General features: G+C 63.2%; 10 protein-coding genes. 5 read left to right on the top strand and 5 right to left on the bottom strand.

Going from position 1 to position 12,518, the window contains the following annotated elements; translation table 11 throughout:
- Positions 1-156 precede the first annotated feature (156 nt).
- Positions 157-1,083 (top strand): AEC family transporter, encoded by a 927-nt coding sequence (locus AB4Z15_RS02565; protein WP_442015932.1) that lies wholly within the window; start codon positions 157-159, stop codon positions 1,081-1,083.
- 77 nt (positions 1,084-1,160) lie between these two features.
- Here the strand turns inward: AB4Z15_RS02565 and AB4Z15_RS02560 are convergent, their stop codons facing one another.
- Together AB4Z15_RS02560 and AB4Z15_RS02555 are read right to left on the bottom strand one after the other, a co-directional pair.
- Positions 1,161-3,797: a trehalase-like domain-containing protein gene (locus AB4Z15_RS02560; protein WP_442015931.1), complete on the bottom strand. Its 2,637-nt coding sequence runs from the start codon at positions 3,795-3,797 to the stop codon at positions 1,161-1,163.
- Positions 3,798-3,908: 111 nt separating this feature from the next.
- Positions 3,909-4,898 carry an LLM class flavin-dependent oxidoreductase gene (locus tag AB4Z15_RS02555; protein ID WP_442015930.1) on the bottom strand — a complete coding sequence of 330 codons (990 nt, stop codon included), beginning with the start codon at positions 4,896-4,898 and terminating at the stop codon, positions 3,909-3,911.
- Positions 4,899-5,169: 271 nt separating this feature from the next.
- Here AB4Z15_RS02555 and AB4Z15_RS02550 point away from each other — a divergent pair, with 271 nt between their 5' ends.
- Positions 5,170-6,159, top strand: coding sequence for an ABC transporter substrate-binding protein (locus tag AB4Z15_RS02550; protein WP_442015929.1), 990 nt, complete (start codon positions 5,170-5,172; stop codon positions 6,157-6,159).
- 81 nt (positions 6,160-6,240) lie between these two features.
- On the opposite strand, the gene AB4Z15_RS02545 is transcribed toward AB4Z15_RS02550, so the two are convergent.
- Entirely contained in the window at positions 6,241-7,170 is a 930-nt protein-coding gene (locus AB4Z15_RS02545; RefSeq protein WP_442015928.1) for a threonine/serine dehydratase, read from the bottom strand.
- A gap of 95 nt (positions 7,171-7,265) precedes the next feature.
- The gene (locus AB4Z15_RS02540; protein ID WP_442015927.1) at positions 7,266-8,153 is read right to left on the bottom strand and encodes an aldo/keto reductase; all 888 of its coding nucleotides are present in this window, start codon (positions 8,151-8,153) and stop codon (positions 7,266-7,268) included.
- 118 nt (positions 8,154-8,271) lie between these two features.
- On the opposite strand from AB4Z15_RS02540, the gene AB4Z15_RS02535 reads away from it, so the two are divergent.
- The 3 genes from AB4Z15_RS02535 to AB4Z15_RS02525 all read left to right on the top strand — a co-directional run bounded on the left by AB4Z15_RS02535 (position 8,272) and on the right by AB4Z15_RS02525 (position 10,973).
- Entirely contained in the window at positions 8,272-9,156 is an 885-nt protein-coding gene (locus AB4Z15_RS02535; protein ID WP_442006111.1) for a helix-turn-helix transcriptional regulator, read from the top strand.
- Between the two features lie 73 nt (positions 9,157-9,229).
- Positions 9,230-9,673 carry a GNAT family N-acetyltransferase gene (locus tag AB4Z15_RS02530; protein WP_442015926.1) on the top strand — a complete coding sequence of 148 codons (444 nt, stop codon included), beginning with the start codon at positions 9,230-9,232 and terminating at the stop codon, positions 9,671-9,673.
- 91 nt (positions 9,674-9,764) lie between these two features.
- Positions 9,765-10,973, top strand: a complete 1,209-nt coding sequence (locus AB4Z15_RS02525; protein WP_442015925.1) for an FG-GAP repeat domain-containing protein — start codon at positions 9,765-9,767, stop codon at positions 10,971-10,973.
- 183 nt (positions 10,974-11,156) lie between these two features.
- Here AB4Z15_RS02525 and AB4Z15_RS02520 read toward each other — a convergent pair whose 3' ends face one another.
- A complete protein-coding gene (locus AB4Z15_RS02520; RefSeq protein ID WP_442015924.1) occupies positions 11,157-12,509 on the bottom strand; it encodes an NtaA/DmoA family FMN-dependent monooxygenase in 1,353 nt (450 codons plus the stop codon).
- Positions 12,510-12,518 lie beyond the last annotated feature (9 nt).

Genomic DNA, 12,518 nt, shown 5'->3' with positions numbered 1-12,518 from the left:
GCCAAAAAGCCAACCTCGACGTCGGAGCCCATGTGAGTGCCGACGTCGCGCTTTGGTGTCCGTATGACGGAACTCTCGCCAGAAAACGCTTACTCAGCGCGGCGATGTGGCTAGGCTGTTGTTCGTGACCCAACAGCTTCCCGCCCGCACGCCCTCATGATCGGCGTCCTGTCCGGGTTCTTCGTGGTGTGGGCCATCATCCTGGTGGGCATGTTCGTTGGGCGCCGCGGGATCCTGGGTGAGAATGCGCGAACGGTCCTGAGCTCGTTGACATTCTTCGTCGCAAGCCCGGCGTTGCTGTTCGAAACCCTGAGCAAGGCGAAGTTCCACGAGGTGTTTGCCGCCCCGCTGCTGGTCACCGCAGTGGGTGCCATCATCACGGGATTGCTGTTCTTCCTGATCGTCAAGTTCTGGCTGAAGCGCACACTGCCCGAAGCCCTGATGTCCTCGATGAGTGCCTCACTGGCGAACTCCGCGAACCTGGGCATCCCGATTGCGGTCTTTGTCCTGGGTGACGCAAGCTACGTGGCGCCGCTGCTGATCTTCCAGCTCGCGTTCTTCACGCCCCTGTACTTGATGGCCCTGGACGCCAGCACGAGTACCCACCGCACCACTCCCCTGCGCTTTCTGCTCATGATCGTGAAGAACCCGATGATCGTGGGCTCGGGGCTTGGGCTTCTGGTGGCCGGAACGGGTTTCCAGGTGCCCACGCTCATTCTGGAGCCGATCCACTTGATTGGCGGCGCCGCGATTCCCGCGATGCTGATGGCGTTCGGCATGAGCCTGAACGGATCACGGCCTTTGCAGAAGGACGCGGAGCGACGCCTGGACACACTGCTGGCCAGCGGGTTCAAGCTGTTCGTGCACCCATCCATCGCCTATGTGTTTGCCCGCTTTGCCTTAGGGATGGATGGTCACGCCTTATTCGCCGTTGTGGTGACGGCGGCGCTCCCGACGGCCCAGAACGTGTTCGTTGCAGCCACCCGCTACCGCGCCGGCATCACAGTAGCCAAGGACACTGTGCTCATCACGACCATCGTTGCGGTGCCCGCGATGATCGCCGTGGCTCTGCTCCTCACCTAACTCCCCCCGGCCCAAGTAGGGGACAGATAACGCTCTACTCAGGCCTGGGAGGAGCGTTATCTGTCCCCTGCTTGGGTTTACTCCACGTCTGCGCTGGCCAGGTAATGGTCCAGGAGCTGCGCACACCTGATGAAGCCCAGATGCGAGTACGCCTGTGGATGGTTACCCAGATGCGTTTCCGAGGCAGGATCGTACTCCTCCGGAAGCAGGCCTGTAGGACCGAACAGAGCCACCAGCTGGTTGAACAGCTCCAGCGCATCATCCAAGCGTCCAACAGCAAGGTACGCCTCAATCAGCCAGGTAGTGCAGATGTGGAAGCCGCCCTCCAAACCCGGCAGGCCGTCGTCGTACCTGTACCTGAAGACGGTGGGACCCACACGCAACTCGCGCTCAACGGCCGTTACGGTATCCAGGAACCGCTGGTCCTGGACATCCAGCAGGCCGGACAAGCCGATATGCAGTACGGCGGCGTCCAGGTCGGGGCTATCGTAGGCCACGGTGTACGAGGCCGCAGATGAATCCCAGCCCTTCCGGAGGACTTCCTTCCGGATCTTGGCGGCTATCGGCGCCCAGTCCTCGTGTGCCACGCGACCATGCAAGGCAGCAGTCCGCAAGGCCCGGTCCAGCGTCACCCAACACATGACCTTGGTGTACACGTGGTGCCGTGGTGGTCGGCGCGCTTCCCAGATTCCGTGGTCCGGCTCGTGCCAACGGGCAATGACTGCGTGGGCCATCTGCTCCATCAGGAACCAGTGCTCATCCGGCAGGTACCCGCGCCGCTCGCCAAGATCGTGAATCAGCTCGGCAATAGGGCCAAAGACGTCCAACTGCACCTGGTGGTCGGCCGCGTTCCCGATCCGCACCGGACGCGAACCGGCATAACCCGGGAGGCTCTCGACGATCGCTTCCGTGGACAGTGGAGCACCGGTCACCGAGTAGAGCGGGTGCAGCCATTCCGGTCCGGGAGCAGTCTCCAGGATGCGGCCAAGCCAGCGAAGGAACCCGTCGGCCTCGTCGGTGGAGCCCAAGCTGACCAAGGAATTAACGGTCATGGAGCCGTCGCGCAGCCAGCAATACCGGTAGTCCCAATTGCGCGTCCCGCCGATGCCCTCGGGCAGCGATGTGGTTGGCGCCGCCAGGACAGCACCTGTGGGCTCGTGCACCAGCGACCTCAGAACCAGCGCCGACCGCCGGACCAGCGAGGTCTTGATGGTGGGTAACTGCAGCGCTTTGACCCACTCCCGGGCGGACTGCCCGACGGCGGCACGACGGGTCGGCTCGCCAATCGGGTCCGCGGGCGGCGGCTCTGTATCACCGCATCGCAGGTTCAGCACAACGGGACCGTATTGCAGGGGCACCTCGGCGGTGGCGGTGGCGTACCTGCCGTCACTGGTGATCTGGAAGGCAACCCCGGGCGCCGAGAGAATGATGGGATCCGAGGTGCCCATGATGTGGACTTCCTCGCCACGGATCTCCATGCTGAATGGCGCAGTGGCATAGTCCGGCCGCGGCGCGAACACCACCCGCGCGGTGCCCGTGCCGGACAGAACGCGGACCAGGCTGGTGATGCCTTCCGGGGCGGGCTCAAGATAGTCCGTCACTGTCACGTCTGCCCAGCGGGTTTCCACGATCATGGTGTTGTCCACGTAGCGCTGAGCGAGTACTTGCGAACGCTTGACTGGCTCAATACTGAAGTGGCCCGCCGGGTCGCCGCCCAGGATATGGGCAAACAGGGACCCCGAATCCGGCAAGGGGTGGGTCATCCAGCAAACCTTGGCGTCAGGGGTGAGCAACGCCGTCGACGTGCCGTTTCCGATCATCGAATGCCGCTCCAGCCCCACGGCGTCCTCGCCGAAAAGCCATGCCCGCCGCAGTTCGAACAACAAAGCCAGCACCCGCGCAAAGGCTTCCGGATCCGGAATGGTGTGTGCCGCCGTCGTACTTCCGGCGCCGACGTGAAGGCCAAGGTCGGGGCCCCGCAAGGTGGCGAGCGCCATTTCGTCGCTTGCGGCGTCGCCCGCGTAGAGCGCAGCGCTCACCCCCAGGCGGGAGCGAAGCTGCTCCAAGGCCTGGCCCTTCGCCGGTTCCTCAACGGTGAGGTCCAGCACGGAGCCGTCGATGATGAAGTAGAGCCCATACTCAATAGCGATCTGCTGGGAACGGAAAATGACGCGCTCCACCACCTCCGGCGTCGCGGGCCGGGTGTGGACAGCAACGCCCACCGGCTTGCGGACGATGCTGACGCCTTTCTCGAAGGCGACGGCCTCAGTCAATGCCGTGGCTACCTGCTGGAGCAGGGTTTCCGTGGCCAGGGACAGGTTGTAGGCATAGCCCATGTCGAACTCAACGCCGTGCGAGCCCACCAAATGGACCTCAGCCGGCAACCTGGACACGGCAGCAAGGTCGCGCAAGGACCGGCCGGAAATGATGGCCGTATGCGTATTGGGGAGGGCTGCGAGCGCGCGGAGCGCAACGGCCGCACTGTCCAACGGGAGAGTTTCGGTGGAGACGCCTTCAGCTGCACAGAGCGTGCCGCCGTAGTTGCACGCCACCAGCAGGCCCGGCACGCGGGCAATGGCCCTTAGCTCCGCCATCAACTGCGGAGTGATGCCCTGTTGCGCGTCCGTCCGGAGCAAGGTCCGGAGCAGGCCAAGCGGCAGCGAGTTCATCAGCAGCGCGGAGTCTGCGGCTGATTGATTTAAGGGCGTGGGCATAGCGGATCCTTCCACTGCGGATAGCTATAGTCTCCGCCTGTGGAGTTTCGGCGTCATGCCTGAATCATTGCAAATGCGTAAAGCTTTCGAATTTATTTTCGATGCCGGCGCCTACGCTGTTACAAGCCCCGCAACCTCGGCAACCAACTCCACCGAGCGCAGGCGTTCCTCGGTGCCAATGCTCTGGTGGGCAACAATAAGTTCGTCCGCATCAGCGTGCTTGGCGAACTCGTCAAGGTAGTCGCGCACAACGTCCGGCGTGCCGACGGCCGAGTACTTCATCATTTGGGCAATGTGTTGGCCTTGCGGGGAATCCAGCACCATGTCCGCTTCGTCATCCGTGAACTGTCGGCCGCCGCCAAAGAAAAGGGACACACGGGCGCGCTTCACGGCGAGGTGGATCGCCTGCGCCTCGGCATTGCTGTCAGCTGCGGTGACGTTGACCCCAGCGATCACGTGCGGCTCGGACAGCTGTTCCGAGGGCCTGAATTCCCTGCGGTAAATGGCCACCGCATCCTGCAAGGCCGCAGGCGCGAAATGCGAAGCGAAGGCGTAGGGCAGCCCAAGCTGCGCAGCCAGCTGTGCTCCGAACAGCGATGAACCGAGGATGTACAGCGGCACGTTGGTGCCCTTTCCCGGAGTCGCTTCGACGCCCTGGATGCGGGTAGGTCCGGTGAGGTAGCCCTGCAGTTCCAGGACATCCTGCGGGAATGCATCCGAGGACGTATGGTCACGGCGAAGCGCACGCATGGTGTTCTGGTCACTGCCCGGCGCACGGCCAAGTCCCAGGTCAATGCGTCCCGGGTGCAGCGTCTCCAAGGTGCCGAACTGCTCGGCAATGGTCAGTGGCGAGTGGTTGGGAAGCATGACGCCACCTGCACCCAGCCGGATGGTGTTCGTGTGCGCGGCGACGTGCGCGATCAGCACACTCGTGGCCGAGGACGCGATGGCTGACATGTTGTGGTGCTCGGCGTACCAGACCCGGCGATAGCCCAGCTCTTCGGCCTTCTGCGCGATGGCCACGCTGCCGGCGAGGCTTTCCGCTACGGTCTGGCCCTTTCCGATGGTTGCCAGGTCCAGGATGGAAAGAGGAACAGTCACGGGGAATGCCTTTCGGTACGTTTCGCGGCACCCGCACTGTTGGTTGGCGGGCACTCTAGCGACAACGACGGCGGCCCCCGGCTTATTTCTGTGAGTTGCGTCGCGGCCGGTTCCCCAGAAAGTTTGTGACCTCGTTCGACTCCCGATTAACCGCAATTACCCCCTGTATCCCAGCGTTTCAGAGTGCTTTGACCGTGTTCCTGCCCTGCCGGATAGTTGCAGCAACAAGCACGCATCCGACGTCCCAATCCGGGAAAAATAAGGGGAAATCATGGCACGTTTTGCAGCCAAGACCGGCCTGACCGCGGCGCTGGCCGCTACGGCTCTACTGGGGCTCGCCGCCTGCTCGGATCCCGGCGCAACGGCGGCGACAGCACCGTCGTCGGGCTCTTCACCGGCATCCTCCAGCGCGGCCAAAGAGTTCAATCTGTCGCCCGAACAGGACCGCATCAAGGTGACCGTCGACTCCGCGGCCGCAGCCCTGGTTCCGGAAGCCATCAAGGCCGACGGCAAACTGACGGTGGTCTCAACCGGTGGGACGCCGCCGCTGAGCCTGTTCGCCACGGACAACAAGACCCTGATCGGCAGCGAGGTTGACCTCGCGTACGCCATCGGCGAGAGCCTTGGCCTTCAGGTTGAGGTGCTGCCGGTGGCTTGGGCGGACTGGCCCCTCGGCGTCGAGTCCGGCAAGTACGAGGCCGTTCTCTCCAACGTCACCGTCACCGAAGCACGCAAGGAAAAGTTCGATTTCGCGACCTACCGCAATGACCTCCTGGGCTTCTACGCCAAGGCAGATTCGGACATTTCAGAGGTGAAAGAGGCCAAGGACGTCGCTGGCAAACGCGTGATCGTCGGGTCCGGCACCAACCAGGAAGCCATCCTGGTGCGGTGGGACGAGGAGAACAAAAAGAACGGCCTCAAGCCGGTTGAGTTCCAGTATTACGACGACGACTCCGCCTCCCAACTCGCACTCCAGTCCGGCCGCGCGGACCTGACGTTCGGTCCCAACGCCTCCGCCGCCTACAAAGCGGCCAAGGACGGTAAGACCAAGGAAGTGGGCACGCTCAACGGCGGCTGGCCGCTGAAGGCTGAGATCGCGTTCACCACCAAGAAGGACAACGGCCTTGCTGTGGCAGCGCAGGCTGCCATTAACCACCTCATCAAGGACGGCAGCTACGGCAAGATCCTGGACCGTTGGGGTCTGTCCTCCGAGGCCATCCCGACGTCCGAATTGAACCCGGCAGGCCTGCCCAAGAAGTAGGAACCGCTGTGGCAGGGCACACCTGCCGACGTCGAATCCCCGCCGGACACCAACCGGCGGGGATTCTTGTGCTGGACCCTGCTAGAAGTGTGCTGGATCGGTGTTGGCGCCGCAGAGAATGACCGCGACCGTCTCACCATCCTTGGGTACGTAGGCGCCGGAAAGCAGGGCTGCATAGGCTGCCGCCGCACCATGTTCTACCACCATCCGGTACTCCTCCCACAGCTTGCGGCGGGCCTGGACGATGTCTTCGTCGCTGACCAGTACGCTCTGCACACCCGTGCGACGCGCAACACCAAATCCAATCTCGCCGATCCGCCGGGCGCCCAGGGAATCCGCGGCGATACCGGAAACGGCCACATCCACTGGCTCTCCCTTGGCCATGGCCGTGTGCAAGGTGGGAACCGTCTCGGGCTCGACGCCCACCACATGGGCCCGGCCTTCAACCGCTGCCGCAATGCCTCCCATCAACCCGCCGCCGCCAACAGCAACGAGGATGGTATCGACGTCGGGCAGTTCGTCCAGCAGTTCCAAGCCAACGCCGCCTGCGCCGGCCACAATCTCGGGTTGGTCATACGCATGGCAGTAGACGGCGCCGGTTTCCTCAGCGAACTTCACGGCCGCAGCGTAGGCCTCGGCGTACTCAGAGCCTCCTTGAACCACGCGGGCCCCGCTGGCGAACAACTTATGGACCTTAGTGGCGGGCGCCGCCTCGGGGACGAACACCGTAGCAGGGACGCCGAGCTTGGACGCTGCATAGGCGTTGGCCAGGCCCGCGTTGCCCCCGGAGGCCACCACAATGCCAATCTCCGGGTTCAGTTCGCCATTCTCCCGGGCCGTAAGCAACCGGTTGAAGGCACCGCGCGCCTTGAACGTGCCAGTGTGCTGCATGAACTCGCACTTGAACCACAGGTGATAAGGCTCTTGGTTGCCGCTCTCAGCCACCGGTGTGTGCCTTACCCAGCCTGCCGTCCGTGAGTACGCTGCTTCTACCTCTTCGCGTGTGACCATCGTGTGCTGCACCTTTCGTCCGTTTCATCCTATGGTTCGGACGGTGGTGCTGGGGCTGGAAGTTTCTGCGTTCCGGGTTTACGGGGGTTCGGCGCTCAGGCCTCCGGGATCACCAGGGCGAAGCGCTCCGGGCGGGCGACATCCGGATCCGGGCCATTGCGGACGCCGAGATCCAGACCGTCGATGGCCGCGAGTTCTTCAGCGCTGAGCTCGAAGTCAAAGACATCGAAGTTCTCCGCGATGCGCTGTGGGTTGGTCGACTTGGGAATGGCTGAGCGGCCTTGCTGCAAGTGCCAGCGGATCATCACCTGGGCGGGTGTTTTGGCGTGGGTCCGCGCGATGACTGCGATGGCAGGATCTTCCATAACGTTCCGTCGGTCTCCGCCCCAGCCCGGGTAGAAAGTGATTCCGCCAATGGGTGACCAGGCCTGGGTGAGGATACCGTTTGCTGCATCCGCGTCCTGGACATCGGGCTGCGTGAAGTAAGGGTGGAGTTCGATCTGGTTTACCGCAGGCACGATGTCGGTTGAGGCGAGCAGTTCCTTGAGGTGGTGCGGCATAAAGTTGCTGACACCGATTGAGCGCACGCGCCCGTCCTCGAGTAGTCGCTCAAGCGCCTTGTACGCTTCGATGGTCTTCTCGAACCGGTCCGGGGCGGGCTGGTGCAGGATGAACAGGTCAAGGTAATCGACACCGAGCTTGCCCGCTGCCTTGTCCCATGCATGCAGCGTCTGCTCATAGCCAAAGTCGCTGACCCAGACTTTTGTCTCGATGAAGACCTCCTCCCGCTGCAGGCCCGATGCACGGATGCCTTGGCCCACCTCCCGCTCGTTTCCATAGGCTGCGGCGGTGTCAATGTGCCGATAGCCGGTGGCAAGGGCTGCCGCGACGGCGGCGGTGGTTTCCTCGGGTGCGCTCTGGAAGACGCCCAAGCCGAGTGCCGGCATAGTGACGCCATTGCTGAGGGTTAGTTCAATAGTCATGGTGTCCACGCTATTCAGCCCTGGCACGCTGTGGGAGTGCCCGTCATTACCCCCTTGGGCGTCCCAAGTAATACCAGACCCTCCCTTGCTCCCTTGCTGACGGCGTAGCGTTGCGTTCATGACTCATAGCGAGGACGTACGGAAGTTCCTGACCTCACGGCGGGCGCGGATCAAACCCGACGCCGCCGGGTTGCCGGCCTACGGGGGCAACCGCCGCGTCGCAGGGCTCCGCCGCGAGGAAGTAGCGATGCTGGCCGGGATGAGCATCGATTACTACATACGGCTCGAGCGCGGAAACCTTTCCGGAGCCTCGGACAGTGTCCTTGAGGCACTCGCCCGCGCCCTGCAGCTTGATGACGCCGAGACGGCGCACCTTTTCGATTTGGCGCGCGCGGCCACGGTGGCGCCGCGGGTGAGGCGGAAGCGTAGTCCGAAGACGGTCCGGCCAAGCGTGCAACGGGTCATTGATGCCATCACCACGGCACCGGCTTGGGTTCGGAACGATCGCGGCGATGTCCTCGCTGCTAACGACCTTGGCGCTGCCCTCTACATGGACCTGATGGACGAAGAAACAACCCCGCCAAACAGCGCACGATTCACCTTCCTCAACCCCAAGGCACGCCAGTTCTTCGCAGATTGGGAGCGCAGCGCCGACGATATTGTTGCTGTGCTGAGGTCTACCGCCGGGAAGAACCCCTACGACAAGGACCTCACTGACCTGATCGGGGAGCTCTCCACACGCAGCGAGGAATTCCGGGTCAGGTGGGCCAGGCACGATGTGAAGTACCATCGCACGGGCCGGAAAAGGCTCCACCACCCGATCGTCGGTGACCTTGACCTGAGCTTCGAAGCCCTTGAGCTGTCTGCAGACCCAGGGCTGCGGATCAACGTGTACACCGCAGATCCCGGCACACCTTCGGAGGACGCATTGAAAGTGCTCGCCAGTTGGGTGGCGACCCAGCGAATCAGGGACGAGGCCAGCGAAGACGCTGTTCGGGAATAGGAGAGGTGCGGAACAGGAGGTGTCAGGAACAGGAGGTGTCAGGAACAGCGCTGAAACATCTAGGCTGGGAGACGTGCCTCCAGAGTTCACCTTGCGCCCCTCTTACAGTTCCGATGCCATCTGGATCGCCGAGCTTCGAGCAGTGGTAATGCGTCCAGACCTCGAACGGCTGGGTCGTTGGGATCCGGTGCGTGTCCGGGAGCGCTTCCTGAGAGCGTTCCAGCCAGAGCACACCTACGTGATCCATACTGCCGGCGTGGATGCAGGGGTGATCGCAGTTCGCCAGGAGCCGGACGCCCGATGGATTGAGCACTTCTATGTGGCTCCGGCCCACCAGGGCAAAGGGCTGGGTGGTGCTGTACTTCGGCACGTCATGGCGGCCTCCGTGGATGAGAGGCCCTTCCGTTTGAACGTGCTGCAGGGAAGTCCGGCGCGCCACCTGTATGAGCGGCATGGTTTTGTTCTGGAATCCGAGGACCAGATCGACGTCTTCATGCTGGCGGCGGGCATCCCCTAATCAGCGGACTTCCTGACCCGGCAACCCCTGACCAGCGCACCCCAAGTGCGGTAACGTCAGCACATCGACGCAGGCTTCCGGGGGGAACACAATGGGGAACGTTCAAGCGCGCACCAAACGATCCAAAGCGGTCTCAGCGATGGCCATGGCGTTGGCAGCAGGGCTGCTGGCCGCCGGAGCACCGCCCTCCGTCGCCGCGTCCCAGCCGACACCCTACATCGACGGCGTACCGTACGTCGGCGCGGAACTGCGCCGCCAGTACAACTACGACTACTCAGCTTGCAGGAATCCGGACGGCACGGGTGAGGGCATCACCCTGGAGTGGTTGAGGGATGGCGTGCCGCTTCCTGCCGAGCGGCAGGGTGAAACCCTGCAGGTCCTTCCCGAAGACCAGGGCCACCGTATTTCGATGAAGGTCTACCCACTTACCCCGGGCCAGTCGGGTTGTCCGACGGGTTCCCAGGTAAGCCCGGAAACACTGCCCATCAAAGCCTCCAGCCGGGCCATGGGCTGGACCGGCCGCGGCAACTTCGAGCCACTCGCACGAACCCATGATGGCCGCCTCATCCTGTATCCGCGGACTTACACCTATTACAAGGGAAGTTGCGAGGGAGCGTGTCCTACTTATTGGGGTGCATGGGATGAGCCCGTGCAGGTTGGCCAAGGCTGGAACGTGTTCAACATCGTTTTCTCACCCGGCGACTTCGATGGTGACGGCTTCAATGACCTCCTCGGCAGGGATGCGGCAGGCAACCTCTTCCTCTATCCGGGTGATGGCGAGGGTGGGTGGCTTGAGCGCCAACAGGTGGGCCAGGGTTGGAACGTTTTCAACGCGATCGTCGGACCGGGTGATTTCAATGGCGACGGAACCAACGATGTCCTTGCGCGAAATCCGGCTGGAGATCTCTTCCTTTACCCTGGCGATGGCAACGGAGGGTGGCTCGCCCCCACGAAGGTGGGTCAAGGCTGGCAGATGATGAACAAGATCATCACTGCCGGCGACATGAACGGCGATGGCCCTGTGGAAGTCTATGCAAGGGACGGCAACGGACACCTCTTCCTGTACCCGGCTGATGATGCTGGCGGCTGGCAGCCATCGTCCGTCATCAGCGGCGGTTGGGATGTCTTCTCCGAGATAGCCGGACTAGGAAGTTTTTCGCACTCCAAGTACAACGACCTCGCTGCAATCAACGGGAATGGAGATCTGGTCACCTATTCTGCCGGAGCGTCCACCACTGTCCTCTGGGGACCCTATGGTCCCGTGGGCCGCGGTTGGGACGTGTTCAAAGAACTCCTCTAGTTTCCTGCGTTTAGAGTGTCTGCCCCCACACCGCCAACTGCAAGCGGATGGTTGCCCTCGACTCGTCAACCACTGCTGCTCGATTTTGCTGGATCATTCCACCATCCACACGGTGGAACCCGCGTGGATCCGGGCGCCTTCCGAGACGCCGAAGGAATGATCCAGCAACAAATGCCGCCAACATCAGGCCGGCAGCGACTCAGTGGTACGCACGGGTGTCTCAAGCCCCAGGTTTTCGCGCAGCGTGGTTCCGCGGTAGTCCGTACGGTAGACCCCGCGTTCCTGAAGTTCGGGTACCAAGTGGTTCACGATGTCGTCCAGGCCAGTAGGGATAAGCCACGGTGAGATGTTGAACCCGTCCACTGCGCCAACGCGGGCGTACTCAGAGAGGTGGTCGGCGATGGCGGTATAGGAACCGGTAAAGGTCGCGTCCACCCGCGCTGTGCGGGACGTGACGAACTGGCGGATCGTGAGGCCCTTGTCCTTGGCCTCGGCCCGCCACTGGTCCGCGAGCTGGCGTGCCTTCGCGCCATGGAAGCCGCTGCCGCGTGTCTCCGAGGTCTCCTCGACCACCGGATCAATCTCCGGGAGCGCACCATCGGGATCGTACTCAGTGAGCTCGCGGCCCCAGAACTGCTCCAAATACGCGATCGCTTGCTGCGGCCCAATCTGGAGGCTGCGGACCCAGGCCTTCTTCTCTTGGGCTTCCTGATCGGTGGCGGCCAGGATGAACTCGCTGGCCGGCATGATCTGCACCGCGTTGGCTCCGCGGCCGGCAGCGACGGAGCGCGCCACAATGTCGCGACGGAACTCCACGGCGTCATCGAACTTGGGGTGGGCGGAGAAGATCACGTCTGCTTGTCGGGCTGCGAAGTCGCGGCCGTCCGGGGAGTCGCCGGCCTGGAAGAGCACGGGACGGTACTGGGCACTCCGGGGCAACCGCGGGGTGACGTCCACCGTGTAGTGCTGACCCTCATGAAGCACAGGTCGGGCCGGCCCCGACGAGGTCTCCCACGAGTCCCAAATGCGTTTGGCCGTCTCAACAAATGCTTCGGCATGCTTGTACCGGTCGGCGTGATCAAGGTATCCCCCGCGACGGAAATTCGCTCCGGTCCAGGCGTTGTCCGTTGTGACCACGTTCCAGGCAGCCCTTCCACCGGAAATCAGGTCCAAGGAGGACAAGCGGTGCGCAAGGTCAGCCGGATCGTTGTACGTCGTGTTCTGCGTGGCTACGAGCCCGATGTTTCTGGTCACTGCTGCCAGGGCCGCCAGCATGGTCTGCGCATCGGGCCGGCCCGCCACGTCCAAGGCATGTGGGCGGCCGAGGTGTTCGCGCAGCCGCAGCCCCTCGCCGAGGAAGAACGCCGCGAACTTCCCCCGCTCGGCGGTCTGGACGATGCGGCGGAAGGATTCGAAGTCGGTTTGCGAACCCGACTCCGGCGCCTTCCAAATCGTGCCGGAGTTGACGCCCTGGAAGAAGATGCCGAACTGGATCTGACCCGTCGGCTGGAAAATAGCACGGTTGTGCTGAGTCACGGTGATCCC

It is taken from the genome of Paenarthrobacter sp. 2TAF44 (genome assembly GCF_052114885.1).
Taxonomy (GTDB): Bacteria; Actinomycetota; Actinomycetes; order Actinomycetales; family Micrococcaceae; genus Arthrobacter.
This window is presented reverse-complemented; position numbering and strand designations above follow the sequence as displayed.